This is a genomic window from Myxococcota bacterium, assembly GCA_039030075.1.
Classification (GTDB): Bacteria; Myxococcota_A; UBA9160; order UBA9160; family SMWR01; genus JAHEJV01.
Window position 1 is genome coordinate 161,586 of sequence record JBCCEW010000009.1, and the last position, 24,789, is coordinate 186,374.

Below are 24,789 nucleotides of genomic sequence, written 5' to 3' on the forward strand. Positions count from 1 at the left end.
CATCCGCGCCGCGCGATGCCTCGCCCCGGAGGTTCGCGTGCTGACCGATTCGGACCGACGCGCCTGCTACGACCTCGCGCTGCACTACGCCCGAGCCGTCGATCGACGCGTCTACGCCGCGCTCTTGCCGCTGCTGGCCCCGGACGCCCTGATCGCCGTGCACCCGGGGGATCCGAGCGAGGTCGCGCCCGACGCGGAGATGCGCGGCCATGCAGAAGTCCTCGCTGCGATGCCGCGAATCGAGGCCTATCGGGCCACCTTCCACCTGGTCGGAAATCAGACCCTCGAGGCCGACGGCGAGGGGCGCGCGCGGGGTGAGACCTATTGCACCGCGCACCACATCTACGCGCGCGATGGACGCGACCGCGATCGGACGATGCACATTCGCTATCAGGATCGCTTCGCGCGCGCCGAGAGCGGTTGGGTGTTCAGCGAGCGCCGGCTCTGGGTGGTCTTTACGTCCGACCGACCCCTCGAGGAAGGCGCGCCGAGCTGAGCGGGCGCTGGCCCCGGGCCGCGTCCGGAACGCGCAGTGTCGCGCGCTCCGGACGCGGTCTAGAGCAGGCCGGTGACGTCGGCCTCGATGTCTTCGGGCGCGACCGGCGGCGCGTAGCGCTTCACCACCTGGCCTTCGCCGTTGACGAGGAACTTGGTGAAGTTCCAGGCGATGTCCTCGTTGCCTTCCTCGTCCGGGTTTCCCGCTTTGAGGAACTGGTAGAGATCAGAGGCGCCTGGCCCGTTGACCTCGATCTTCGCGAACATCGGAAACGACGCATCGTACTTCGAGCGCGCGAACTCGAGGATTTCCTCGTTGCTCCCGGGCTCCTGGGCGCCGAACTGGTTGCAGGGGAACGCCAGAACGCTGAAGCCCTGGCCCTTGTGAGTCTCGTGAAGGGTACGCAGACCTGCGTACTGGTTCGTGAGTCCTCACTGACTCGCGACGTTGACGACCAGACACACCTTGCCGGCGTAGTCCGAGAGCGCCACGTCTTCGCCCGTGATGGACGACATCTGGAAATCGTGCAGGCTTGCCATGCGGATCCTCCTCGGGCGCAGCATACGCGATCCCTGCGCCCGAGGGGGGCGCACCCGGGCACCCCCGCCCGCTAGAATGCCCGCGAGGGAGAACGGTGGAACTCAAGGACAAGATCGTCGTGGTGACCGGGGCTGCCAGCGGCATCGGGAAGGCGTTGGCTGCGCGCTTCGTCCAGGAAGGGGCGCGTCAGGTCGTCGCCGTGGACTTGAACGAGGTGGGCGCGCGGGGAACGGCCGAGGCCTTCGGCTGTGTCTCGATGGGCGCAGACGTGTCGCGCGAGGCCGACGTGCAGCGGGTGATCGAGCGTACCGAGGACGAGATCGGCCCGATCGATCTGTTCTGCTCCAACGCCGGCATCGGCGCCGCTCCCGAACTCGCGTCGGACAACGAGGAATGGCAGCGCAGCTGGGACGTCAACGTCATGTCCCATGTCTACGCTGCGCGTCACCTGGTGCCGCGGATGGTCGAGCGCGGCGGCGGCTACTTCATGAACACCTCGTCGGCGGCCGGGCTGCTCAACCAGATCGGCGGTGCCGCCTACGGGGTGACGAAGCATGCCGCGGTGGGCTTCGGCGAGTGGCTCGCGCTCACCTATGCCCATCAGGGCATTCGCGTGTCGATGCTCTGCCCCCAGGCGGTGCGCACGCCGATGACCGCGAACGACAACGACGCGACGGCGGCCGCCGCGAACGACGGGATGATCGAGCCCGAACAGCTCGCGGACACGGTCATCGAGGGCCTGGGGGACGAGCGCTTCCTGATCCTGCCCCACGCCGAGGTGATCGAGTACATGCGGCGGAAGACCGCCGACTACGACCGCTGGATCGGGGGCATGAACCGCCTGATGCGGCGCATCACGGGACAGGACTAGCAGGATGCTGAAAAACCCATTCCCGTCGCCACGCGGCGTCTTCCGGCCGCCTTCTTCGTTCTCGAAACTCGCTGTAGCGACACTACAGCTTCGTTTCGTCGCCTCGAAGGCAACCGGAACTCGCTCGTGTGGCTCGGTCCAGGGTTCTTCAGCAACCTGCTAGCGCTCGCTGCTTCCTCAGGAGGCGGCGACGAAGTCGATGATGCGCTGGGCGAACTCGTCGGCGCGGCCTTCCTGCAGGAAGTGACCGCCCCCCTGGATCGGCTGGTTCTTCGCCGTCGGGACCCGTGACAGGAAGGGCTGCTCGCCGCCCTGCGAGACCGGATCGTTGTCGGAGAAGCAGCACAGGAACGGCTTCTCCCACTTCGAGAAGACCTCCCAGGCACGCTGGTTCGCCGGTACCGAGGGATCGTTCGGCAGGGTCGGGACCTGGGTCGGCATCGCCCGCGGGCCCATCTTGTACGACGGATCCGGGAACGGCGCTTCGTAGGCGGCGATTTCCTCGGGCGTGGCCTGGCGACCGTCGAGCGACCCGACGATCGGCGCGGACACCGGGATGTCCTCGGTGTCCCAGCACCATTTCTGCCAATAGGCAAAGGCGGCCTCCGGCGCCTCCGGGTTGCCCTTGCCGATGGCCGCCATCACTTCGGGGAGGCTCGGGGTCGGCGCCTCGCGCCGGAACCGTTCGACGGCGGCGACGCGTTCTTCGGTCACGTTCTGGGGCACCGGGATCCCGGTGTTCGCGATGACGACGCGCGCAAAGCGCTCCGGGTTCTCGGCCACCATGCGCAGCCCGATCAGTCCGCCCCAGTCCTGGCCGACGAAGGTCGTATCGCGCAGATCGTTCTGCACGAGCCAACGCGTCATCCAGTCGACCTGGCGCTGGTAGCTGTAGTCCTCGCGCGCTGCCGGCTTGTCCGACCGGCCGAAGCCGACGAGGTCCGGCGCCACGACCCGAAGTCCCGCGTCGATCAGCCGCGGAATCATCAGCCGATAGAGGTAGCTCCAGGTCGGCTGGCCGTGCATGCACAGCACCAGCGGACCGTCCGCGGGGCCCTCGTCGACGTGATGGATGCGGAGCGTGCCGCCGTCGCCGTCGTCGACCTCGGTGTAGTGCGGAGCGAAGGCGTAGCCGGGCAGGTTCTCGAAGCGGGCGTCGGGGGTCCGAAGGGTCTTCATGGGGTCTCCTTGGGGCGCGGGCGAATGTTGACACGGACCGTGTCAAAAGTGAATGGCCCGGGCGCTCGAGTCTCGGGTCCGTCGGGCCCGCTCCGCCAACCCCTGGGGGGCAGTGCGTCCGGGAGCGGGCCTCGTCTGGCGCCCCACCCGCCGCGTGTGGTTGTATTGGCGGCGTCCGGGCAGCCGTCGGGAACGCGCGAAACCCGTGAATTTCCTGGACGCATCGGCCCAGCGGTGCGAGCGCGCACGGTGAGCACACCACGAGGGGGGACGGGCGTGAAGGACTCCTCTGCCACCTATTCGTTCGTGGTCCCGATCTACAACGACGGGCGCTTGGCGGAACGCTTCTGCGTCGAGTTCGAGCGGGTGTTCCGGGAGTACCTGGCCTGCGAGGCGATCGAGGGCCAGGTCGAGCTGATCTTCGTGAACGACGGCAGCGTCGACGATTCGATCGAGCTGCTGCGCAAGCTGGCGGGCAACTTCCCGTTCGTGCGGGTGATCGATCTGAGTCGCAACTTCGGCCAGCACCTGGCGCTCTCGTGCGGGTACAAGCACGCGTCCGGGGACTATGTCGGGATGCTGAACGTCGATCAGCAGGATCCTCCGAGCCAGATCCCGAAGCTTCTCGACCTGATTCGCAGCGGCGACGCCGACGTCGTCTACGGCCTGCGCATCCAACGGAACGATCCCGCGATCAACCGCTGGACCTCGCGACTCTTCACCCAGGTGCTCAACAAGCTCACCGGGTACGACACTCCGCTCAATATCTCGACGCTGCGCGTGATGTCGCGTCGGTTCGTCGACGCCTACGACCAGCTCACCGAGAAGAGCCGCTACCTGCCCGGGCTCGAGATGTGGATGGGCTTCAAGAAGGACTACACGCCGATCACCCATCAGGAGCGCGAGGAGGGGACGTCGAGCTACACGTTCCGGCGCCGGCTGCTCTTCGCGTTGTCGGCGATCGTGTCCTTCTCGGATCTGCCGCTGAAGTTCGCCGTCGTGACGGGGACGCTGGTGGCGGCGGTCGGCTTCCTGTTGACGGCCTTCCTGATCCTCCAGAAGCTCTTCTTCCTGGAGATTCAGCCGGGCTATACGACGACGGTCTCCCTGATCGTCTTCCTCGGCGGCGTCCAGATCCTGTTCATCGGGCTGGCGAGCCTCTACATCGGACGCGTCCTGCGGGAGGTCCAGAACCGCCCGGCCTGGATCGTCCGCGATACCTACAACTTCGGATCAGTTCGGGAGAGTCGATGAGCGACAGCGCCAAGTACAAGCAGGTCATCGAGGCGAACATCGCGCTGCACAGCCGCGCGGCGGCCGACTACAGCACCTGCGAGCCCCACTTTCGCCCTGAGAACGTCGCCAAGGTCGACGCCATCCTGGCGCGGATCTTCGAAGAGACGGGCGCCAAGCGCATGCTGGATCTGGGGTGCGGCACGGGCTTCATGATCGGGATCGGCAAGAAGTACGCGAAGGAGATCCACGGCGTCGACGTCACCCAGGCGATGCTCGACGAAGTCGATCTCTCCGGGGATGCGTCGATCACACTTCACAACCACGACGCCGGCACATACCCGGTGGAGCCGGGCAGTTTCGACGTGGTCACGACCTACTCGTTCCTGCACCACCTCTACGACGTTCAGCCGACCTTCGAGACGGCGTACAACGCGCTCCGCCCCGGCGGCAAGTACTACGCCGACCTCGATCCGAACTACTACTTCTGGGAGGCGATCGACGGGCTCGACCGCGACGGCCCCTACGATCCGATCATCAAGCGCGAGATCGAGGCGGTGTCCCACAAAGACGAGGACATCCAGGAGACGCTGGGAGTCGACAAGGACACCTTCGACCAGGCCGAGTACGGAAAGAACGTACTGGGCGGCTTCAAGGAAGAGGAGCTGCGCGAGAAGCTGCGCAAGGCCGGCTTCTCGAGCGTCGACATCTTCTACTACTGGTACATCGGGCAGGGCGCGCTCATCAACGACGAGAGCCGCGATGCCGGAGACCGGGTGCGCCATGCCGAGGTGATGGAGACCGTCCTGCAGCAGGTGCAGCCGCTCTCACGGGTGCTCTACAAGTACATCGGGTTCGTCGCCACCCGCTAGCGCGATGAAGGTCGTCGTCCTCCAGTCGAACTATGTGCCCTGGAAGGGGTACTTCGATCTCATCCACGATGCGGACCTCTTCGTCCACTACGACGAGGTCAAGTACACGAAGAACGACTGGCGGAATCGCAACGCCATCCTCACCAAGTCGGGACGTCAGTGGCTCACGATCCCGATCGCGAAGTCGGCCGTCCAGCAGAAGATCAGCGAGGTGCGGATCGAGGACGCGCGCTGGCAGGAGCGCCACTTCCGCTCGCTCTACTACGGGTACAAGAGCGCGGCGCACTTCGCGCAGCTCGAGCCGCTGCTTCACGAGTTCTATCACGAGCGGGAGTGGGATCGGCTGATCGACGTGGACCGGCACATTCTGGGGCGGGTCAGCGACATGCTGGGGATCGCGACGCGCTTCGTCGATTCGGCCGACTACGCGCTGGAGGGGAAGCGCGAAGGGCGGCTCCTCGGGCTCCTGAAGCAGCTCGGCGCGACCGAGTACATCTCCGGGCCCGCGGCGCGCGACTACCTGACGCCCGTCGAGCCCGACTTCGCGGCGGCGGGGATCCAGATCACCTACAAGGACTACGCGGGCTATCCGACCTACCGCCAGATGAACCCCGAGTTCGACCACGCGGTTTCGATCCTCGACATGATCGCGAACGTCGCGCTGGACGAGATCGGCGAGCGGATCTGGGGCTGGAGGGACGCGCGCTGAGCGCCCTGGTCCGAGACCGCAACGGGGTCTGGGTGAGTGACGGTCAGGAGACCGTCGACTATCCCGAGTACACGCTGTCCGAGGATCTCTGGCACGAGGAGCGCAGCCCGTGGCACACCCATCGGGCCGCGATCATCTGTGATACGGCGCGGCGCCATCCCTTCGAGGGCGGCTTCGCCGACGTCGGCGGGGGCAGCGGCTACCTCGCCCTGATGTTGGGCCGCGCATTCGCCGACCGGGACTGCTTCCTCGTGGAGCCCGGCTACGAGGCCTGCCTTCGGGCCCGCGAGCGCGGAGTGGAGCTTGTCTACAGCACCGCCTACCGCGACTTCTCCTTCGACGAGAAGAAGATCGGCGGCGTCGGACTCTTCGACGTGATCGAGCACGTCGAGGACGACGCGGGCTTCTTGCGCGATCTGGCGCAACAGGCCGGTCCGGGGACGCGCTTCTACATCACGGTGCCGGCCTACGGCTGGCTGTGGTCCGACGTCGACGACTACAGCCAGCACCACCGGCGCTACGACCGCGGGATGATCCAACGCCTCGCCGACCGGACCGGGCTCCAGGTGCGACTCAACGCGTACTTCCACTCGTACCTGCCGCCCTTCACCTTCCTGCTGCGCTGCCTCCCCTACCGGTTGGGACTCACCCGGACGCCCGACGAGATCCTCGAGAGCGCGACCCAGCAGCTCGAGCCGAGCGGCCTCGGCGCCTGGATCTTCGAGCGGGGCGGGGCGTGGGAGCGGGCCCGGTTCGGAGACCGGGGGATGCGCTTCGGCGCGAGCTGCATCGCCGTCCTCGATCGCTAGCCGCCGTCGAGGATCACGCGCGAGCGCTACTCGACCGGCTGTCGGAACTTCCGCTGGTCGGGCGGCAGGTAGTACTCGTCGTAGGACGCGGGCACCTGAGCCAGGAAGCCGAGCTTCTGGCGCGCCTGCTCGGAGTAGCCCGACAGGTCCATGTGGCTCATCGCCCGCGGGATGTCGATGCGCTGCTTCATCCAGGGCCGACACATGTTCATCGTGACCGAGTGACGCCAGCGGTCGGTCTGGTTGTCGCCCCCCGCATGCCAGAGCCGCGGGTGGAGGAAGTTCACCGAGCCGGCGGGGGCGATGAGCCGTTCGGCGCGCGCGTAGAAGTCGTCTTGCGCCGGCGGCTCGACGCTGCGGTGGGAACCCGCCAGCAGCCAGGAGCCGCCGTTGCCTTCGGTGAAGTCGTCGAGCAGCACCATCGCGCCCATGTTGGTCTCGTAGCCCGGGATGATCCGCGGGCAGTCGACGTGGATCCGGTTCGAGAAGTTCGTGCCGCCCGGCGGCATCGAGGACGACGTGTAGGCGTAGACGATGCAGCCCTCGCCGAGCACCCACTCGAGGGGCTCGATCAGTCCCGGGTTGTCGAAGACCTCGATGAAGGGCCCGCCATAGAGCGAGCAGAGCATCACCATCGCGTAGTCGACGTAGTCCTCGCGGCCGTGGTGGTACTCGACCTCCTTCTCGATCGCGTTCTCGAGGGCCGATCGCAGCGCCTCGACTTCGCGTTTCGACAACACGTCCTCGACCACGCAGTAGCCGTTGGCGTCGACCTCTTCGAGGAACTGCTCGCGGCTCTTCATGCGGTGATTCACCCCGGTGGATGGATTTGTTCGCCGGATGGGCTCGCGTATACTGCTCCGCCAGCGCAGCACCCCGGACCATGACCGCGCAGGCGGAAGGGAAGAGTAGTCCAGAGGCATGCGACTCGGGCTGACGCGATCCAGCTTTTCCGCAGCGGCCGCGTTCGCGTCGATCCTGTTGGCCCTGCCGATGCTCTGGGCCCCCTCCGGGAATCCGCCGCTCCACGAGCGCTTCACGCCCGAGCTCGTCGAGCTGCACGCGATGTTCGACGCGACGAACCAGAGTCGGGCGCATCGCGTCGCGTTGGTCCTCGTCGCGGCCCTGGGTCTGGGCGGGATGCTCCTCGCCGACCGCGGGCGCATGCGCGCGTGGAGCGACCGTGCGCCGCAGGTCGCGCGCGGCGTGCGCTGGCTGTCTCGCCGCGGTGAGTGGGTGGCGGGCGTCGCACTCGCGGGCCTGCTGGCACAGTTCTCCGAGCGCGCGGCGATCAGCCTCGGGGTGGGTGTGCTGCTCACCGAGCTCCTTTCCCGTGCGGCCCCCTGGCTCGGGGCGGCCCGCACCCGAACCGTGCTCTCGGGGGTGACGGCGCTCTACGTCGCGCTCCTGATCCTGCCGGGGCTCGCGCTTCCCCTCGATCTCTCGGGACACCTCGCCTCGGTGGTGCCCGCGATCGAGGCCCACTACTCGGCTGTAATGGGCTCGGCGGGACGGCTCGCGCTCGGGGAAGGGGCGGCCAGCTTCAACTACGGCGCCCTCCTGCCGACGCTCTTCGCGATCTTCGCGCGCGCAGGGGGTGCGCCCGAGTTCGGGAGCGAGGTGCGCGTCGTCCAGCTCATGCAGGGGCTCTTCGCGTTGCTCGCCGCTGCCGCCTACGCGATCTGGCGACCGCGCCGTCCGCTGGCCGTCGTGCTGCCCCTGCTGCTGATCGCGCCGTCCCTGTCGAACTTCAACACGCTGGTCTGGTTTCCGAACCAGACCGCGTGGCGGTTCATCGGCTTCCCGCTGGCGGCGCTCGGGCTTCTCGCGGTCCGACGGCGGGATGCGGGATGGGGCGTGGCGATCTGGCTCGGCGGCGTGTCGGCGCTCCTGCTCGTGTCGAACCTCGAGACCGGGATCGCGGCCAGCGTGGGCTTCTGCGTCTACCTGGCTTCGCGCGCGCCCGTTCGCCTCGGCCCGCTCGTGGCGCACGGCATCGGCTACCTCGTGGGCGTCGGGCTCGGGCTGGGCGTGTTCGCCGGGTTCTTCCGCGCGTCGCTCGGCTACTGGCCTCTCGAAACGGCGCGCTCCCTGCTCGCCGACATGGGGCACGTCGCGTCGGGCTACGCGGGGAGTCCGCTTCCCTTCGACCCGTTGGCGTTGCTGCTGTTCGCCCACGCGGCGTTCACCGTCATCCGCGGCGCCATCCGCTGGCGGGCGGGAGCGCTCGGGCCCGACGCGAGCTTCCGGGTGGCCATCGCGACGACCCTGCTGATCTGGTTCGCCTACTACGTGAACCGGCCCTGGGCGATGAACCTGTGGACCCTGCTCTTCCTCTACGGGTTCCTGCTCGCCGATCTCCTGGATCCGCGGGTGCTCGCGCTGCGCGGGGGGCGTCCCGCGCGGGTCCTGTTGCCGGCGCGCACGGCGATCCTCGCCTTCCTGGTGCTTCCCGCGGCCATCGCGCTCAACTGGCAGGCGGTCGACGACGCCCGGCGCGCCGTGAAGCGCCTCGTGAAGGACCCGGTCGCCGAGCCCGAGGAACGTCGGGTCTCGGGGGTCTGGCTGGACGCGGAGGCGGCGTCGTCACTCGAGCGCCGCGCGGCATACCTGCGCGCCGCGGAAGGCGACCGGCTCCTCTCCCTCTCGGCCAGCGTGTACCTGCTGCCGCGCCTGTCGGGCCTCCAGTCTCCGCTGACGGTGCGCGATGCGTTCAACGGCACCCTGACACCCGGCGACTTCGACGGCCTCGTCGCCGAGATCCTCGCGCTCGCGCCCGAGCGCATCCTGTTCGACGCCGATCCCCGTTTCGCGGGTCCACCGCAGCAGCAGCAGTTCGTCCAGCGGCTGCAAACCCAGCTGGGCGCGGTCTATCGCCGCGACCCGGACGCCGACGACTGGCAGGTCTGGGTGCGGACCGGGGCCTCGCCCCCGACGCCGCCCCCGAACTAGAAGTCGAGCACGGCGTCGATCACGGTCGACTGTCGATCGTCCAGGTGCGCGAAGAACGGCAGGCGGACCAGGCGCTCGCTGACGTCTTCGGCCACCGGGCACTGGCCGGGCGCGCCGCCCCACGATTGCCCGGCCGGCGACAGGTGCAGCGGGATGTAGTGGAAGACCGCGTGAACGCCGCGGCCCTTCAGATGCTCGATCAACGCGTCACGGCGTTCTCGCGTGGGCAAGAGCAGCGCGAAGTTGTGATACGAGGGCTCGTGGTCCAGCGGCACGATCGGGAGCTGCACGTCGGTGCTCTTCGCCCACCCCTCGAGGCTCGCGTGATAGGTCTGCCAGATCCGCTTGCGGTGCTCCTGGATCACGTCGCGGCGCTCCAGCTGAGCGAGCAGCACACCCGCGAGGATGTCCGAGAGCAGATAGCTCGAGCCGGTGTCGACCCAGGTGTACTTGCCGACGTCGCCGCGCAGGAACTGGCTCCGGTTGGTGCCGCGATCGCGGATGATCTCGGCGCGGTCCACGAAGCGCTCGTCGTTCACGATCAGCGCGCCGCCTTCGCCACACGAGAAGTTCTTGGTCTCGTGGAAGCTCTGGGTGCCGAAGGTCCCGATCGTTCCCAGGTAGCGACCGTGGTAGCGACCGAACAGGCCATGCGCGTTGTCTTCGACCACCGCGATGTCATGGGCGTTCGCGAGCTCGAGGATCCGGTTCATCTCGCAGCCCACGCCGGCGTAGTGGACCGGGACGATCGCCTTCGTGTTCGGCGTGATCAGGCGTTCGAGCGCCACCTCGTCGAGGTTGAACGTGTCCGGGCGGATGTCACAGAAGACGGGTCGCGCTCCCTCGCGGGCGAACGCAGTCGCCGTCGAGACGAACGTGAAGGACGGCACCACGACCTCGTCTCCGGGGTCGAGCCCGAGCAGCAGCGCGGACATCTCGAGCGCGTGGGTGCACGAGGGCGTCAAGAGCACCCGCGGCACGCCGAGCGCCTCCTCGAGGAGTGCCTCGCATTGCTGCGTGAACGGCCCCATCCCCGACGTGTGCGCCTTCTCGACGGCTCGCATGATGTAGGCGAGCTCGTTTCCGTCGAAGGTGGGTTGGTTGAACGGAACTTCGTACGTCGTGGTCATGCCGTCCCCCCCCAGGGCTGTGGCCAGAGGATAGACGGATCCAGGACCGAGGCCGAGGCGTCCCCGCGAGGATTTCGCCCCCTCGGGGATCCGGCGTGGTCCTCCCTCTGGCCGTTTCACCGGGGCGGACGCCGCTCGCCGCTCGACGCACCTGTGCCATCGTCTGGGGCCTGCGCGAAGAGGGGGAGTGGACGCGATGAAGGTGGGCATCGTCGGCTTCGGCGATCTCGGCCACTACATGAAGACGGTCCTCCAGGAGTACGAGGGCGTACACGAGGAGGACTTCGCCTACTTCGACGACGTCTATCGCGACGCCGGCGGCGAGAATGCCTTCGCCTTCCAGGACCACGCCGACGACGCCTTCAAGGATCTGTCGTTCTACGTCTGCCTCGGGTACAAGCATCTCCGGGTCAAGAACGATCTGATCGGCCGACTCGTCGATCTCGGGCGCGCGGTGCCGCCCTTCGTGAGCGAGAGCGCCTGGGTGCACTCCTCCGTCGAACTCGGGCCGGGGGCGTTCATCTATCCCGGCTGTGACATCGATCGCGGGACGAAGATCGGACGCGGCAGCTGGATCGCGAATGGAGACGTGATCGCGCACGATTGCGAGGTCGGCGCGTGCTGCTGGTTCGGCGCCAGCGTGACCTTGTGCGGCAAGGTCAGCGTGGGGGGGGGCACCTTCATCGGCTCCGGAACCACCGTATCGAATGATGTGCACGTCGGATCCGACGTGATCGTGGGGTTGGGCACGGCCGTCACCCGCGACGTCGAGGACGGATCCTCCGTGATCGGCAATCCCATGCGGACCCTCGATCGACCGATCGAGCTGGTCTGAGCCCTCAGGACCCAGATGAGCGACTTCTACGGCGTACTTCCGCAAACCGAACTCGGCTCCGAACTCGATCGGCACCTCGAGGAGCTCTCGGTCCTCGGCTTCACCGTCATCGAGGACGTGATCCCCGAGCCCGACTTGGTCGACCTCCGTACCCGCCTGGACGCCATCTACGTCCAGCAGCAGGAGGAGGTGGAGCCCGAGTTCACCCTGCCCGACGTTCAGGAAGAGAACCAGGTGCGCGCGCCCCTCTGCTACGACGATCGGTTCGTCGACATGGCGCGGCACGAGCGGATTCTCCAGGTGATCCAGGCGAGCCTGGGTCGCTACTTCCTGATCCAGCTCCAGATCGGGATCATCAACGCGCCGGACACCGAGAACCGTCAGTCCGTGTGGCACCGCGATCTGCTCTACCAGGACTATACGAGCTCGAAGCCCCTGTCCGTCAGCGCGATGATCTGCCTCGACGACTTCAACGAGGAGACCGGGGGCACCAAGATCGTGCCCCATTCGCACCGGCTCGAGCGCATGCCGTCCTGGGAGTTCATCGAGAAGACCGCCGTCACGCCGAACGCCAAGGCGGGCTCGGTGACGATCATGGACTCGATGGCGATCCACATGGCGGGCTTCAACAGCTCCGGCGCCATTCGCCGGGGCCTCAACACCATCTACTGCTGCGGTCTGTTCAAGCAGCAGGTGAGCCTCCCCACTCAGCTTGCGGGCAAGTACGCGGACGATCCCCAGCTGAACGTTCTGCTCGGCTACGACGCCCAGCCCTCGGAGAGCGTGTACGCCTGGCGGAAGCGCCGTCACGATCGCTCCCGCAAGTCGGGGGGCTGACGCCCGCCCGGCCGACCCGCGCCGCGGGATTCTCGTCCAACGGCGGGTGAGCCGGGTCGGGCCCACCGGGGCCCGATCGGCGGAGGCGGGCCGCGGCTCCGCGAAGGTCGGCGCCTCGCGGCCCTGTTCTACACTGAGGTCCGCGATTGGTGTGGTGCAGCGCTCATGCCCGCACATGGGCAGGTCGATGACACAGGAAAAGGAGCCCTCATCGGTGGAGCCCTCGCCGACCTCCCACCCGGTCATCGATCCGGTCGCGGACCCGTCCGCGAACCGTGCCGTCACCATGATGCGTCGCGCCCGCATTCCGCTGTGGATCGCGATGGCGATGGTCGGCGTGGTGGTGATCGTGATCCCCGGGCTGCTCGGCGTTCCGACGCTCTCGGTGATCGGCGTCATGATCCTCGCCGCCCTCGCGGCGAATCTCCAGGCCGCCTCCGCAGGTCCCGTCTTGTTCGGTCAGATCGCCCACGTCGTCTACTTCGCCGCATTGGCCGCGGTGGCCTACGCGATCTTCGGGCTCTCGCTGCCGCCGGTGATCAGCGTGTACTTCCCGGCCATCGTGCTGCTCGGGGCAGCTCAGCTGCTCGGGGCGCGCGCGGCCCTGTTCTGGGCGATTCCCAGCGTGGCGCTCGTCGCCGCCGCCGTCTTCTACGCGCCCGCTGAACCCCGCGAGGTCGAGCCCGCCATCACCTTCGCGGTGCGCACGGCCACGCTGCTCACGATCCTCTCCTTCGCCGTCTCGTTCCGGCGGTCCCAGGATCGCCAGTCGGCCGAGCTGGAGCGGCGCGCCACAACGGACGCCCTGACCGGGCTCGCGAACCGCGGAAAGCTGGCGCGCGACCTCGACGACGCCCTCCAGCGTTCGCAGCGCTTCGAGCGCCGGGGCGCGGTCGTCTTCCTGGACCTCGACGGTCTCAAGTTCATCAACGACACGCAGGGCCACGCCGTCGGCGACGAGCTGCTCCGGGCGACCGCCGACACGATCGGTCGCTTCACCCGGAGCGTGGACACCGCCGCGCGCCTCGGCGGCGACGAGTTCGTCGTGCTGCTCTCCGAGTATGAGGACCCGCGGGGAGCCGAGGTCTTCGCCCGGAAGCTCCTGGCGAACCTCTGCGTTCCGATCGAAGTGGCGGGTCAGACGCTGACGCCGAAGGCCAGCGTCGGCATCGCCCCCTTCCCGCTCCCCGGGGCGGCCTCCCACGACCTGCTGCGGCTCGCGGACGACGCCATGTACATGGCGAAGCGCGCCGGCGGCAACCGGATCTTCGTGAACGACGCGCGCGGTGCGCGCGAGGTGACCGAAGCCGCCGACTGAGTTCGCCCAGGCTCGCGTGGGCGCGTTCGGAACACTCAAGCTCGCTTGAGTCGGTCGTCCCGAGGGGTCCCCAATCGCCGTCCTCCGACGGTGGAACCGACGTGTTCTTCGAAACGTCGTTCGCTCTTTCGTTGTCGCCGTCTCACAACTGTGACAAGCTGGATTGACGCTGCACTGCTCCGACGGGGATTGGCGCCCACACCGTCGGAATCGTTCTTCGGCACACCGCCGGCACGTGGCTTCGGATTCGGATCGCTCGTCCTGTTGGAGTGGCTCGTGGGTCCCGTGAAGAGTCTTCGATCTTGGGTATTGGGTCTCGACCCGCGCGACGTGCGCGCGCGGGTCTCGGTGGAGGGTTGCGACAGCAGCCGGATCGCACGCTTCGAAGCGGTCTCGGGCCAGTTCCTCGCGGGCTACGAAGCTGCACTCGAGGCGAAGGATCTCGCCGTACTGGCGAACCGCCTGGAACGGATGGACGCCTCGCTGCGCCCCTTCGCCTACCAGGGGGTGGGGATGGCGCTCGCCGCGGACGACACGCTCGCTCCGTGGCGCCGCCGCACCCAGCTCGATCGCTTCCTCGCTGGACCGGGGCATCGGTACGAGGTTCCGCTCCTGTTCGGCGCGGGCGCGGCCTGGGGCAAGGCCGGCCACCTCGCGCGCAGCAACTTCCTCCCGCCGGTCTCCGAGGTTTCTTCCTCGGCGGCGCGGATCCAAGCGGTCCTGCGCGGCCTCGCCTACGACGGCTGGGGTTCGCAGGAAGGGCTGTTCCACGCCGACCGCACCATCGATGCGGCACGGCGCCCTCGCGGCGTTCCCGCGGAAGCGGCGGGCCTCTTCGACAGCGGGGTGGGGCGCAGCCTGTGGATGCAACGGGGCGCGTCGTCCGAGGCGATCGCCCGGACGATCGAGGGCTTCGCCGCCGAACGCGCCTCGGATCTGTGGGCGGGTGTCGGCTACGCCTGTGCGATGGTGGGCGGAGCCACCGCAGCGCAGGTCGACGAGCTCGTCGCGCGCTGTGGCGTATGGCGCCCGTCGCTGGCCCAGGGCGTCGCCCTCGCGAACCGCGTGCAGCTGCGCTCGGGTGGCGCCGGAGCGTCGGTCGCCATCGCGGTGACCCGCGTCTGCGGACTGTCGGCAGCGGAAACCGATCGCTTCTTCGAGGATGCGCTGCTGAGCGCGGTGGTCGAACCCGCGTCGGGCCTCGACGCCTGGCGAACGCGTCTGCGCCTGCGCTTCGACGAGGCCTTCGGCGCGCGCCGGGCGAAGCGCCGCACCCGGGTTCCCTCCGCCTACTGATTCGCCCCCAAGGCCTGCGCCGGCTGGCCTGGCACCCCGGGCCGACCGGAGGGGCGGGTATACTGGGCCGCTTCCAGCCAGGGAGCGGGTCATGACCGACGAGCGCCGTTCGCGCGATCTTCGCGCCCACCAGCAGCAATGGGAGGCGCACACCCTCGCGCGGAAGCTCGCCGAGCGCCCGGAGCGGAAAGCGGCGTTCGCGACCCAGGGCCTCGGCTGGCCCGTCGAGCGGCTCTACACCCCCCTCGACCTCGAGGCTGTCGGATTCGACTACCTCAGCGATGTCGGGTTCCCCGGCGAGTATCCCTACACGCGCGGCACCGAAGCCAACGGCTACCGGTCGGATCTCTGGACCATGATGCAGGTCACCGGGTTCGGCAGCGGGGAAGACTGGGCGAAGCGCGGGCGCTACATGCTCGACCAGGGTCTCACCGGGCTCTTCCTCGAGTACGACCTGCCCACGACGAACGGCTACGACTCGGACCATCCCCTGGCGGCAGGCGAGGTGGGACGCGCCGGTGTCGCCCTGGATTCCCTGGCCGACATGGAGGCGCTCCTCGATCTGCCCTTCGAGAAGCTCCAGCGGCTCACCTCGATCTGCAACGGCCCCCAGACCGTGAATCTGGCGATGATCCTCGCCGCCCTGGAGCGTCGCGGCATCGATCCGGACTCCTTCACGCTGCAGATGCCGAACGCGATCCTGGTCGAGTACACCTGCGTCGGTCGCTACATCTTTCCCCCCGACCACGGCTTGCGGGTCGCCACCGACGCCCTCGAATACAGCGTCAAGAACCACCCGAACTGGATCCCGATCTCGGTGGTGAGCGCTCAGCTCTACGCCGCCTACGCGAACCCGGTGCAGGAGCTCGCCTTCTCGTTCGCGATCGCGAAGGCGTATCTCGACGCCGCCCTCGAGCGCGGCTTCGACATCGACACGCTGGCCCCCTATTTCAGCTTCATCACCGGCGTCGACATGGACTTCTTCGAGGCGGTCTGCAAGATCCGGGCGTACCGCAAGCTCTGGGCGCGCATCATGCGCGAGCAGTACGGCGCGACGAAGCCCGAGTCGCTGCAGCTGCGTCTCACCGCATCGCCGGGCACGATGTCGCTCACGCTGCAGCAGCCGCTCAACAACATCGCGCGGCTCGGGATCCAGATGCTGGCCTGCGCTGCGGCGAACGGCGGCTACGCGATGAACACACCGCTCCACGACGAGGCCCACGCCCTGCCGACCGAGGAGGCGATCGCCGTGGGAGCCGCCATCCACCAGATCGTCGCCCACGAGACCGGCGTGGCCGACACCGTCGACCCCTTCGCCGGTTCCTACTACGTGGAGTCGCTGACGAAGCGGATCGAGCAGGCGGTCTGGGAGGAGATGGAGAAGGTCGAGGCGCTCGGAGGCGGGTTGGCTGCGATCAAGAGCGGCTACTTCCAGAAGGAGCTGGCGCGGCAGCAGGTGGAGCGCACGCGTGCGATCGGCGATGGCGACCGGGTGCTCGTCGGCGTGAACCACTCGACCCGCGAGGAGGGTCCGCGCAGCATTCCCATCCATCGGCCGGATCCCGAGGTGGAGCGCCGTCAGATCGAGAAGCTCGAGCGCCTCCGCGCCGAGCGCGACGGGGCCGAAGTCGAACGCAGCTTGAACGCCCTGCGCGAAGCTGCCCGCGACGGCGGGAACCTGGTACCCGCCTGTCTCGCGGCCGCGAAGGCCTACGCCACGCACGGCGAGATGTGTGGCGCGCTCCGCGACGTGTTCGGCGAGTACACGCCCGACTCGCAGACGACCGGCGTCTGAGGCGAGCCGGATCGAATGGACGCGCAGGGCTGATGGGTTCGGTGGGTTTCTGATGGCGCGACGCACCCGCGTGTTGCTCGCGAAGCTCGGCCTCGACGCGCATACGATTGGCGTCACGGTGATCGCCCAGGCGCTCCGCGACGCCGGGATGGAGGTGGTCTACACGGGTCTCCGTCAGACCCCGGAAATGGTGGCCGCCACCGCGATCCAAGAGGACGTCGACGTCGTCGGCATGAGCAGCCTCTCGGCGGCCCATATGTCCCACTTTCCGCGGGTGGTGGAGTTGCTCCGCGAGCAGGGAGTCGAGGACAAGCTCGTACTCGGCGGGGGCGTCATTCCCGAGGAAGACGCCGCCGACCTGCTGGCGGCCGGGATCGATCGCGTGTTCACGATGGGGACCGAGACCCAGGAGATCGTCGCCTGCATCGAGGACTGGATGGCGCAGCGCGAAGCCGCCTCGTGACGGCCTCTCCCGAGGAAGTCGCCCGGATCGCCAAGGGGGTCCGCGAGGGCTGCCAGCGCAGCGGCGCACGGGCGATTCGCTGGCTCGAGGACGAAGACGCGGCGGGTCATGCCGTGCTGGAGCAGGTGCTGGACGCTGCGGGCCGCGCCCACTGGGTGGGCGTGACGGGTCCCCCCGGTGCTGGGAAGTCGACGCTCGTCGGCGCTCTGGTGGCCGAGTGGCGTCGGCGCGACCAGCGCGTCGGCGTGATCGCCGTCGACCCCAGCAGTCCGTTCAGCGGCGGGGCGCTGCTCGGGGATCGGGTGCGGATGCAGCGACACGCGACGGACCCCGGCGTCTTCATCCGCTCGATGGCGACGCGCGGACGTCTGGGCGGCGTGTGTCGCGCGACTTTCGAAGCCGGACTCGTCCTCGACGCCATGGGCTACGACGTGGTCGTGATCGAGACCGTCGGTGTCGGCCAAGACGAGCTCGAGGTCGTCGAACTCGCGCACAGCACGGTGGTCGTCAACGTCCCCGGGCTGGGGGACGACGTCCAGGCACTGAAGGCCGGAATCTTCGAGGTGGGCGAGGTATTCGTGCTGAACAAGGCGGACCGTTCCGGCGCCGACGAGACCGAGAAGCAGCTGCGGACCCTGCTCCACCTGCGCGGCGCCGATGCCAACGGCTGGGAAGCGCCCCTCGTGCGCACGATCGCCGAGCGCGAGCAGGGGGTCGTCGAACTCGTCGAGGCGCTGGCCTCCCACGGGTCCCATCAGGGCAGCGCGGGACGACGCGCGATCGAGCAGCGCCGCAACGAGCGCCTGTTTCGAGAGGTGCTCGCGGAGCGCGCGGCCGACTGGTTCCTGGGACGCGCGGCCGAAGATCGAGCGGTGAGCGAGGCCATCGACGCGGTGCGCCGCGGGGAGCGCACGCCCTACGCCGTGGTCGACGCACTGCTGGCCGAGGCTCGCGCCGACTAGCGCGCCTCGTTCCCAGCCAACGCTGCGGCGTCCGATGCGACGCCTTCCTTCCGGGGAACCTCGCGCACCCGCGGATCGGCCCCGAGCTGGGCCGAGTCCGCGCGAACCCACAGCCGCAGCAGGTGGCGGCGCGATTCCGGTGGCCCGGCGTCCTCGTAGGCCGTGCGTCCGTGCAGGATCGACGCGTTCTTCAGCCACTGGATGTCGCCCGGCACGAACTCCATGTCGAGACGCAGCTCGGGCGACGCGGCGATGGCGTCGTACAGATCCAGGAGCTCGCGCTGCTGGTCCGTGAGCCGCGGCACGCTCGCGTGCCGTTGGGCGTCGCGGATGTACCACCCCACGTAGAAGGTGCGCACCTTGTCGCCCTCCCTACGGCAGATGGGGATGGCGAAGCTCGGCGGCTCTCCGGCTGCCTGCTCCTCGTTGCGATCGAAGTGGAAGGGTTCGAAGAGCAGCGCCGCGAGGTCGGGCCGGCGTTCGGCGAGGGCACGGTACACGGCGACCGAACTCACGATCTGGCTCGTGCCGCCGGACTGGGCGGTGCGCAGGCACAGCAACCCGATGACGTCGGCACCGTCGGTGTGGAGCGGCTGGGCGACCCGGGTCTTGTAGAGACGCACCGCCGGGTCGTCCGGGTCGGCTCCGACGTCGCGAATGTGCCCGAGGCGGTCGCCGGCCGCGTTCTGGGATTGGATGCCGCCCATCTGCAGGCCCAGTCCGAGATAGGCGAGGGCGGCGCGCTCGTCGCCCCAGCGTGTCACGGGCAGGCCGCGCACCAGGCAGAAGCCGCGGCCGTGTTCGAGTTCGGCGAACCAGCCCGCGATGCGCTCCTTGCAGCGCGGCAGCGCGAAGTCCTCGGCGCGGAGCACTCCTCCTGCCCGACCGCTGGCGACCACTCGCTCCACGGCCGCCTCGAGCTCGGCGATCTCTTCGGGCTGCCAGTGCTCGACCCAGCGCTCGGTCGGTCCTAGCTCCGAACTGCGCCAGGCGTCGGGTCCCTCGAGGTCGAAAGCGGGAAGCGCGGTCATGGGCGATCTCCTGGCCGCGCGGGGAGGGCGGCACGGGCGCGGCGGATCTCGGGGACGGTGGTTTTAAATTCGATAGATATCGAAATGTCAAAGCGACGTCGAGGGGCGCGAGGGGCGGAGCGGGACCGGCGCTACTCGCCGGTGGGCGGGGTCGGCGCACCGTCTTCGAGGGCGTTCTTCAGGATCTTGCCCGCCGCATTCCGGGGCAGCGGCTCGGGTCGCAGCTCCCAGCACGACGGCACCTTGAAGGGCGCGAGCGTCTCCGCGCACCACTTCGAAAGCTCGTCGAAGTCGACCTCGGTGCCTGCCGTCGGAACGACGACGGCTTTCACTTCCTGGCCGAGCTCCGGGTGGTCGACGCCGATCACCGCGCACTCGGAGACCTTCGGGTGCAGATCGATCCGGCTCTCGATCTCGATCGGGTAGATGTTCTCGGCGGCGCGCAGGATCATGTCGCGCGCGCGCGAGTTGATGTAGAGGCGCCCCTCGCGCAGGTGGCCGATGTCGCCGGTGGCGAGCCAGCGGCCGGGCTTCAGCACCTTGGCCGTGGCCTCGGGGTTGCGCCAGTACTCGCGCATCAGATACGCGCTGCGCACGTGGATCTCGCCCTCTCGTCCATCGGGGAGCGGGCGGTCCTGCTCGTCACGGATCTCGACGGAGACGGTCGCGACCACGCGCCCGGTCGAGTCCGGGTGGGCATCGAGTTCTTCACCCGAGTGGGAGGCCGCGGTCGAGACGGTCTCGCTCGAGCCGTAGCCGATCGCGAGGGCTCCCGGACCGTTCGATGCCACCTGTTTCACACGCTGGATGTACGACGGCGTGAGCGGCGCGCCGCCCCCGCCGAGGTTCGTGAGCGAGGAGAGGTCGTAGTTGCCGATGTCGGGGTGGTTGAGCACGCGGGGGCCCATGCTGCCGAGGCCGGCCCAGCTGGTGATCTTCTCGCGCTCGAGGAGTTCGAGCACCGCGACCTCTTCGAAGCGTCCGGCGCGCCACACGGTCGTGGCGCCGCTCGCCAGGAACAGAATGGTCCCCGCGAAGAGGCCCGATACGTGGAAGAGCGGAACCGTCAGCAGCGCCCGGGTCGGCTTCGGGCCGCCAGCCGGCGGATTCGTCAGGAATTGCAGCATGCCGCCGGATTGCACGACCTGCACGAAACCGATCAGACCGCGGTGGGAGATCAGGGCGGCCTTCGGGCGTCCGGTCGTCCCACTCGTGAACAGGAGCAGCGCGGCATCGTCCTCGTCGATCGGCGCGTCCGGAAGAGGCGTCGGCGGGTCGTTCCGCCAGGCCGTGACTTCTTCTTCGATGACGGCGACCGGCACGCCCGGGTCGCGGCCTTCGAGCCGGGCGAGGCGACGTTGGTCGCCGATCAGCAGCTTGGGTTCGGAGAGCTCGAGGCCGTAGCGGATCTCGTCCTCGGTCCACCAGCCGTTCAGGGCCGCGACGACGCCGCCGAGGCTGGTGACCGCCCAGAAACACAGGATCCACTCGGGACAGTTCGCGGCGAGGATGGCGACGCGGTCTCCAGGTCCGATGGCGTAGTCGTCGCGCAGGCGTCGCGCGACGCGGGCCACGAGCTCGACATGCTCGGCATAGGTGATGCGCTGGTCTTCGAAGACGATGTAGTCGGTGTCGCTGTGGGCGCGCGAACGCTCGAGCAGGTCGCGCAGGGACCGCGGCCGATTCTTGAAGACGGGCAGGGTCTCGCCGAGCACCGGTTCGTGGGCGATCTCGAAGGGGGCTCCCGGCCCGTACACCTGTTGATAGAGCGCGTCCGCATCCATGGCGGCGATTCTACTCTGCGCGAGCCTCCGCGTGCGCTTTCGCGACGCCCGATCGGGTCTTCCGTTGCCGGCCAAGGTGGAGGCCGCGAAAGGGTGGTAGGGTGATGCCCCCAAGGAGGCATTCCCCATGTCCGATCCCCAGGCTCCCCAGCTTCTCCACGAGCGCCGCGGCCACGTCCTGATCCTCACCCTGAACCGCCCGGATCGCCTGAATGCGATCGACGGTCCCATGCTGAAGGATCTGTCCCGGATGCTCCTGGAGGCGAACCAGGATCCCGAGGTGCGGGCGATCGTACTGACCGGTGCGGGGCGCGGCTTCTGCAGCGGGCTCGATCTGAAGAACGCGGGCTCCTCGGACCTGACCGGCGGCGGCCAGGGTTTCACGATCGCGGAGACCCCGCCCTTCGTGCTGCGCCGGGTCGACAAGCCCGTGATCTGCGCGCTGAATGGCCCGGCGGCGGGCTACGGCATGGACATGGCCCTCGGGTGCGACCTCTTGATCGCGTCGGATCGCGCTTCCTTCACGCCTCCGGTGCGGCGGGGTGTCGTGCCCGAGAGTGGCGGCACCTGGCTCCTGCCCCATCTGATCGGCTGGCAGCGGGCCTGTGAGGTGACGCTGCTGGCGCGGAAGCTCGACGCGAAGGAGATCGAGCGGCTGGGCATGGCGAACCGCGTGGTGCCCGACGCCGACCTCATGAACGAGGCCATGCGCTGGGCCGAAGAGGCCGCGACCAACGCGCCGCTCGCCATGAAGGCCGCGAAGCGCACGATGCGCGCCGCGATGACCTCGGACTACGAGTCGAACTCGCACCTCGCCATGGCCGAGCTGATGCAGCTCTTCCGCTCGAAGGACTTCGTGGAAGGTCTCAAGGCCTTTGCCGAGAAGCGCGACCCGAAGTACGAAGGGCGTTAGCCCTCCTCGCTACTTGGCGGTCGGCGCCGGCGGGCCGTGCTCGCCGAGGTAGTGGGCGCTGAACTTCGGCGCCTCTTCGAGGGGCTGGCTGATCTCGTAGATGCGCCGGTAGCTCGTCTCGCGGATCAGCCAGCGGCCATCCACCTTCTCGTAGCGGTCCCAGTAGAGCGCAGTCCCCGTCGTGAAGAAGTTCGCGTCGAGGATCCACATGTTGTCCGAGAGGTACCAGAGCCCGGTGGCCTCGGTGTCGCTCAGGATCTGGATCTCCGGCTGGTGACCGTTGTGGTGCCCAACCGCACGTTGATGGAACGACTGGGTCTGGGACGCGATCAGCTCGTCGCGTCCTTCCAGCTTCCACTCGTAGAAGCCGCCGACGTAGTGGACCTTGATGTTCTCGTGATAGAGCGAGGCGAGCTCATCGAAATCGGCGGTATCCATGCAGCGGAAATAGGCGTGCTTCAGCTGCTTGATCGCCTCGATGTCGAGCAGCATCTGGAGGCCGCGGCGCAGCTCCTCCGGGCTCCCGGATCCGAGATCGAGGGGAAGCCCGGGGGTGATCCCCAGGTTCGCTTTGGTCAACGCCGCACTCTTGTCCATGGAGTCTCCTTGCGCGCGCAACGGCGCGTCCTGGGTTCGTCGATCCGGGAGCGGTTCGCGCCTATTTGAACTGGCCGAGCACGTCGCCCCGCTCAGGGGGCGTGGCTGCCGAGGCGTCCTCCCGCTCGAGCGGTGAGTTCTGCGCGCCGGCGAAGGCGTTGAGCCCGAGTTCCTCGCGAAACGCCGCGGACTGCTGGAGCGTGTTCTCGTCGAGGGGAATGCCGGTCGCATCCGCCGTGCGCACCAGGCCGTTGAAGATTCCCACGATGCCGGCCGCATCCGCGAACGCGACCTCGCCCAGCGCGGCGCGCAACTCGGCCCGCGCGTCGTCCGCGTCGTCGCTCCCGCGCGTGATCGTCTCTCCGAACCGCACCAACTGGGCGCCGTGGGCCACGCCGCCGTCACCCTCGCCGACGCTGGCCCGCAAGTCCGGCGGCGCGTCTCCCGCTTCCTCGCCGCTCGCCCGGAGCAGCATCACGTGGGACGTCGTTCAGTAGAAGCACTCGTTGACCGCGGAAACCCGCGCGGCCAAGAGCTCGGCCTGCGGTCGCTCGAAGGGGCCGGGCCAGACCATGTCGTAGAAGCCGCCCCCCTCGGTCGCGTACATCTGCATCACGTTCGAGAAGAAGAGGGTGTTCGCGGCTGGAACGAGGCTCAGCGCGCGACCGACGTTCGGCCCGGGGAAGGGATCGACCATCGGGAGGTAGGCGCCGATGTCTCCCGTGCCGTCGGCGCGCTCCCCGTCGGGGGCGTCTGCGTCGATCGGCTCGGGGAGCGGCGCGTGCGCGCGGCCGAGGGCTTCGGCGAAGGCATCGATCGCCGCCACCGTGACGACCACCGAAACGAGCTCGACGTAGCGCTCGGCACCGAGCGCGGCGATCTGCCGCTCGGCCCAGGGGCGATCGATCTGGTGGGCGTCCGCGGCGATCTTGCGCGCCGCCCCGGCGGCGACTTCGGGCAGCCCCTGCGGCTCTGGCAGGCCTTTGCGGAGCCACGGCGGATCCACCCGCGCCGCTCGAGCGGCGCGCGCCTGACGGGCGATCTCGACGCGCTCGTGACTCCGCCAGTGCGAGCCGCTCCGGCCAATCGCGTCCCAGCTTGTCTGGTGGGTGTCGGCGACCGCCTTGCGTACCGTGAATCCGTCGGCTGCGTAGTCGAAGGACGTCATGCCGCCTCCTCGCGCGCATCCTACCCGAACCGGTGCAGGCCTACGACCCGACGGCAGGCTCGGGTCGGCGCACCCCTGGAGGATCCATGGCCCTCTCCGAGCCCTCACGACGCTTCTGGATCGTCGACGCGTTCTCGTCGGTGCCGCTGCGCGGCAACCCGGCAGCGGTCGTGCTCGACGGCGACGGTCTCGACACCGACGCGATGCAGCGCATCGCCGCCGAGTTCAACCTGTCCGAGACCGTCTTCGCGCGCGCCGCGAGCGACCCGGCGGCCGACTACGCCGTCCGCATCTTCACCCCGAAAGCCGAGTTGCCCTTCGCGGGACATCCGACCCTGGCGGCCGCGTTTGCGGTGCACGAGAGCGGTTGGCTGGGCGACGTGGCTCCGAAGACGGCCGGGCATCTGCATCAGGAATGCGGGATCGGCGTGGTGCCCGTCGAGATCGAGAGCGCGGACGACGCCACGCGTTTCGTCATGACCCAGGCGACGCCGTCCCACCGCCCGGCAGGTCTCGACCCCGAGTCGCTCGCGGCCCTCCTCGGATGCGCCGCCGAGGACATCGCGCCCGGTCCGATCGAGGTGGTGTCCACGGGCGCGCCCTGGTGCGTGGCGGGTCTCCGCTCTCGCGAGGCGATCGAGGCGCTCGCGCCGAACCTGCCCGAACTCGCCCAGTGGTCGGCGAAGGCGGAATGCGAGGGCATCACCGTCTTCTGCGACGGGGCCGAGGCGCCGGACTGTCGATTGCGCCTGCGCACCTTCGCGCCACGCCACGGGATCACCGAGGATCCGGTCTGCGGCTCGGGGAACGGGGCCGTGGCTGCCTATGTCGCCGCACATGGCGTGGGCTTCACGCTGCCGTTCCGCTTCTGGAACGAGCAAGGGGTGGAGATGGGGCGAGGTGGGCGCGCCTACGTCGAAGTGGACGCTGGTGCCGACGGCCTCCGCGTTCGGGTCGGTGGGTTCGCGGCCCGCTTCGCGGCCGGAGCGCTCTAGGCGG

The 24,789-nt window shown here is 68.7% G+C and carries 25 protein-coding genes; 16 read left to right on the top strand and 9 right to left on the bottom strand.

The annotated features are described in order from the left end of the window. The first annotated feature begins 37 nt into the window (after nt 1–37). The gene (locus AAF430_12025) at nt 38–496 is read left to right on the top strand and encodes a nuclear transport factor 2 family protein (protein MEM7410955.1); all 459 of its coding nucleotides are present in this window, start codon (nt 38–40) and stop codon (nt 494–496) included. A gap of 59 nt (nt 497–555) precedes the next feature. Here AAF430_12025 and AAF430_12030 read toward each other — a convergent pair whose 3' ends face one another. Beyond that, nucleotides 556–1,035 carry a glutathione peroxidase gene (locus AAF430_12030; GenBank protein ID MEM7410956.1) on the bottom strand — a complete coding sequence of 160 codons (480 nt, stop codon included), beginning with the start codon at nt 1,033–1,035 and terminating at the stop codon, nt 556–558. A 95-nt stretch (nt 1,036–1,130) separates the two neighbouring features. Between AAF430_12030 and AAF430_12035 the strand changes: the two genes are divergently transcribed. Then, nucleotides 1,131–1,907 (top strand): SDR family oxidoreductase, encoded by a 777-nt coding sequence (locus tag AAF430_12035; protein MEM7410957.1) that lies wholly within the window; start codon nt 1,131–1,133, stop codon nt 1,905–1,907. 177 nt (nt 1,908–2,084) lie between these two features. On the opposite strand, the gene AAF430_12040 is transcribed toward AAF430_12035, so the two are convergent. Continuing rightward, entirely contained in the window at nt 2,085–3,086 is a 1,002-nt protein-coding gene (locus AAF430_12040; protein MEM7410958.1) for a haloalkane dehalogenase, read from the bottom strand. Between the two features lie 276 nt (nt 3,087–3,362). On the opposite strand from AAF430_12040, the gene AAF430_12045 reads away from it, so the two are divergent. From AAF430_12045 to AAF430_12060, 4 genes are read left to right on the top strand one after another with little or no spacing between them, the layout of a single operon-like run. After that, nucleotides 3,363–4,340, top strand: coding sequence for a glycosyltransferase family 2 protein (locus tag AAF430_12045; protein MEM7410959.1), 978 nt, complete (start codon nt 3,363–3,365; stop codon nt 4,338–4,340). Further along, the gene (locus AAF430_12050) at nt 4,337–5,191 is read left to right on the top strand and encodes a class I SAM-dependent methyltransferase (protein MEM7410960.1); all 855 of its coding nucleotides are present in this window, start codon (nt 4,337–4,339) and stop codon (nt 5,189–5,191) included. The genes AAF430_12045 and AAF430_12050 overlap by 4 nt, the downstream gene beginning before the upstream one ends. Nucleotides 5,192–5,195: 4 nt before the next feature. Beyond that, nucleotides 5,196–5,900, top strand: a complete 705-nt coding sequence (locus AAF430_12055; protein ID MEM7410961.1) for a WbqC family protein — start codon at nt 5,196–5,198, stop codon at nt 5,898–5,900. A gap of 32 nt (nt 5,901–5,932) precedes the next feature. Then, a complete protein-coding gene (locus AAF430_12060) occupies nt 5,933–6,709 on the top strand; it encodes a methyltransferase domain-containing protein (protein ID MEM7410962.1) in 777 nt (258 codons plus the stop codon). A gap of 26 nt (nt 6,710–6,735) precedes the next feature. Here AAF430_12060 and AAF430_12065 read toward each other — a convergent pair whose 3' ends face one another. After that, nucleotides 6,736–7,512 carry a phytanoyl-CoA dioxygenase family protein gene (locus tag AAF430_12065; protein ID MEM7410963.1) on the bottom strand — a complete coding sequence of 259 codons (777 nt, stop codon included), beginning with the start codon at nt 7,510–7,512 and terminating at the stop codon, nt 6,736–6,738. A 118-nt stretch (nt 7,513–7,630) separates the two neighbouring features. Between AAF430_12065 and AAF430_12070 the strand changes: the two genes are divergently transcribed. Next, a complete protein-coding gene (locus tag AAF430_12070) occupies nt 7,631–9,661 on the top strand; it encodes a hypothetical protein (GenBank protein ID MEM7410964.1) in 2,031 nt (676 codons plus the stop codon). On the opposite strand, the gene rffA is transcribed toward AAF430_12070, so the two are convergent. Continuing rightward, nucleotides 9,658–10,791 carry a dTDP-4-amino-4,6-dideoxygalactose transaminase gene (gene rffA, locus AAF430_12075; protein MEM7410965.1) on the bottom strand — a complete coding sequence of 378 codons (1,134 nt, stop codon included), beginning with the start codon at nt 10,789–10,791 and terminating at the stop codon, nt 9,658–9,660. The two genes, AAF430_12070 and rffA, sit on opposite strands and share 4 nt — an antisense overlap. A 196-nt stretch (nt 10,792–10,987) precedes the next feature. Between rffA and AAF430_12080 the strand changes: the two genes are divergently transcribed. The 7 genes from AAF430_12080 (at nt 10,988) to meaB (ending at nt 18,297) form a co-directional block, all read left to right on the top strand. After that, nucleotides 10,988–11,626: a hypothetical protein gene (locus AAF430_12080; protein ID MEM7410966.1), complete on the top strand. Its 639-nt coding sequence runs from the start codon at nt 10,988–10,990 to the stop codon at nt 11,624–11,626. A gap of 15 nt (nt 11,627–11,641) precedes the next feature. Continuing rightward, complete coding sequence (locus AAF430_12085; protein ID MEM7410967.1) at nt 11,642–12,463, top strand: phytanoyl-CoA dioxygenase family protein; 822 nt, start codon at nt 11,642–11,644, stop codon at nt 12,461–12,463. Nucleotides 12,464–12,677: 214 nt separating this feature from the next. After that, nucleotides 12,678–13,781: a GGDEF domain-containing protein gene (locus tag AAF430_12090; protein ID MEM7410968.1), complete on the top strand. Its 1,104-nt coding sequence runs from the start codon at nt 12,678–12,680 to the stop codon at nt 13,779–13,781. Between the two features lie 285 nt (nt 13,782–14,066). Further along, nucleotides 14,067–15,077 carry a DUF1702 family protein gene (locus AAF430_12095; protein ID MEM7410969.1) on the top strand — a complete coding sequence of 337 codons (1,011 nt, stop codon included), beginning with the start codon at nt 14,067–14,069 and terminating at the stop codon, nt 15,075–15,077. 91 nt (nt 15,078–15,168) lie between these two features. After that, nucleotides 15,169–16,872, top strand: a complete 1,704-nt coding sequence (locus AAF430_12100; GenBank protein ID MEM7410970.1) for a methylmalonyl-CoA mutase family protein — start codon at nt 15,169–15,171, stop codon at nt 16,870–16,872. Nucleotides 16,873–16,924: 52 nt separating this feature from the next. Beyond that, nucleotides 16,925–17,335 carry a cobalamin B12-binding domain-containing protein gene (locus AAF430_12105; GenBank protein ID MEM7410971.1) on the top strand — a complete coding sequence of 137 codons (411 nt, stop codon included), beginning with the start codon at nt 16,925–16,927 and terminating at the stop codon, nt 17,333–17,335. Further along, nucleotides 17,332–18,297, top strand: coding sequence for a methylmalonyl Co-A mutase-associated GTPase MeaB (gene meaB / locus AAF430_12110; GenBank protein ID MEM7410972.1), 966 nt, complete (start codon nt 17,332–17,334; stop codon nt 18,295–18,297). Before AAF430_12105 ends, meaB begins: the two co-directional genes overlap by 4 nt. Here meaB and AAF430_12115 read toward each other — a convergent pair. Both AAF430_12115 and AAF430_12120 read right to left on the bottom strand, forming a co-directional pair. Further along, entirely contained in the window at nt 18,294–19,328 is a 1,035-nt protein-coding gene (locus AAF430_12115; protein MEM7410973.1) for a TauD/TfdA family dioxygenase, read from the bottom strand. The two genes, meaB and AAF430_12115, sit on opposite strands and share 4 nt — an antisense overlap. 131 nt (nt 19,329–19,459) lie before the next feature. Then, nucleotides 19,460–21,112, bottom strand: a complete 1,653-nt coding sequence (locus AAF430_12120; GenBank protein ID MEM7410974.1) for a class I adenylate-forming enzyme family protein — start codon at nt 21,110–21,112, stop codon at nt 19,460–19,462. 127 nt (nt 21,113–21,239) lie between these two features. Between AAF430_12120 and AAF430_12125 the strand changes: the two genes are divergently transcribed. Next, nucleotides 21,240–22,025, top strand: coding sequence for an enoyl-CoA hydratase/isomerase family protein (locus AAF430_12125; protein MEM7410975.1), 786 nt, complete (start codon nt 21,240–21,242; stop codon nt 22,023–22,025). A 9-nt stretch (nt 22,026–22,034) separates the two neighbouring features. On the opposite strand, the gene AAF430_12130 is transcribed toward AAF430_12125, so the two are convergent. From AAF430_12130 to AAF430_12140, 3 genes are all read right to left on the bottom strand, one after another. Beyond that, nucleotides 22,035–22,622, bottom strand: coding sequence for a nuclear transport factor 2 family protein (locus AAF430_12130; GenBank protein ID MEM7410976.1), 588 nt, complete (start codon nt 22,620–22,622; stop codon nt 22,035–22,037). 61 nt (nt 22,623–22,683) lie between these two features. After that, nucleotides 22,684–23,100, bottom strand: a complete 417-nt coding sequence (locus tag AAF430_12135) for a hypothetical protein (protein ID MEM7410977.1) — start codon at nt 23,098–23,100, stop codon at nt 22,684–22,686. A gap of 12 nt (nt 23,101–23,112) precedes the next feature. Next, nucleotides 23,113–23,790 carry a hypothetical protein gene (locus AAF430_12140; GenBank protein MEM7410978.1) on the bottom strand — a complete coding sequence of 226 codons (678 nt, stop codon included), beginning with the start codon at nt 23,788–23,790 and terminating at the stop codon, nt 23,113–23,115. Between the two features lie 86 nt (nt 23,791–23,876). Between AAF430_12140 and AAF430_12145 the strand changes: the two genes are divergently transcribed. Beyond that, nucleotides 23,877–24,785: a PhzF family phenazine biosynthesis protein gene (locus AAF430_12145; protein MEM7410979.1), complete on the top strand. Its 909-nt coding sequence runs from the start codon at nt 23,877–23,879 to the stop codon at nt 24,783–24,785. Nucleotides 24,786–24,789: the final 4 nt, after the last annotated feature.

What these genes read in the sequence shown, in the direction of transcription:
- AAF430_12050 (MEM7410960.1), top strand. Translation starts at nt 4,337, where the DNA reads ATGAGCGACAGCGCCAAGTACAAGCAGGTCATCGAGGCGAACATCGCG.
- AAF430_12080 (MEM7410966.1), top strand. Translation starts at nt 10,988, where the DNA reads ATGAAGGTGGGCATCGTCGGCTTCGGCGATCTCGGCCACTACATGAAG.
- AAF430_12115 (MEM7410973.1), bottom strand. Translation starts at nt 19,328, where the DNA reads ATGACCGCGCTTCCCGCTTTCGACCTCGAGGGACCCGACGCCTGGCGC.
- AAF430_12105 (MEM7410971.1), top strand. Translation starts at nt 16,925, where the DNA reads ATGGCGCGACGCACCCGCGTGTTGCTCGCGAAGCTCGGCCTCGACGCG.
- AAF430_12070 (MEM7410964.1), top strand. Translation starts at nt 7,631, where the DNA reads ATGCGACTCGGGCTGACGCGATCCAGCTTTTCCGCAGCGGCCGCGTTC.
- AAF430_12065 (MEM7410963.1), bottom strand. Translation starts at nt 7,512, where the DNA reads ATGAAGAGCCGCGAGCAGTTCCTCGAAGAGGTCGACGCCAACGGCTAC.
- AAF430_12100 (MEM7410970.1), top strand. Translation starts at nt 15,169, where the DNA reads ATGACCGACGAGCGCCGTTCGCGCGATCTTCGCGCCCACCAGCAGCAA.
- AAF430_12130 (MEM7410976.1), bottom strand. Translation starts at nt 22,622, where the DNA reads ATGGACAAGAGTGCGGCGTTGACCAAAGCGAACCTGGGGATCACCCCC.
- AAF430_12085 (MEM7410967.1), top strand. Translation starts at nt 11,642, where the DNA reads ATGAGCGACTTCTACGGCGTACTTCCGCAAACCGAACTCGGCTCCGAA.
- AAF430_12125 (MEM7410975.1), top strand. Translation starts at nt 21,240, where the DNA reads ATGTCCGATCCCCAGGCTCCCCAGCTTCTCCACGAGCGCCGCGGCCAC.
- AAF430_12055 (MEM7410961.1), top strand. Translation starts at nt 5,196, where the DNA reads ATGAAGGTCGTCGTCCTCCAGTCGAACTATGTGCCCTGGAAGGGGTAC.
- rffA (MEM7410965.1), bottom strand. Translation starts at nt 10,791, where the DNA reads ATGACCACGACGTACGAAGTTCCGTTCAACCAACCCACCTTCGACGGA.
- AAF430_12140 (MEM7410978.1), bottom strand. Translation starts at nt 23,790, where the DNA reads ATGACGTCCTTCGACTACGCAGCCGACGGATTCACGGTACGCAAGGCG.
- AAF430_12040 (MEM7410958.1), bottom strand. Translation starts at nt 3,086, where the DNA reads ATGAAGACCCTTCGGACCCCCGACGCCCGCTTCGAGAACCTGCCCGGC.
- AAF430_12120 (MEM7410974.1), bottom strand. Translation starts at nt 21,112, where the DNA reads ATGGATGCGGACGCGCTCTATCAACAGGTGTACGGGCCGGGAGCCCCC.
- AAF430_12145 (MEM7410979.1), top strand. Translation starts at nt 23,877, where the DNA reads ATGGCCCTCTCCGAGCCCTCACGACGCTTCTGGATCGTCGACGCGTTC.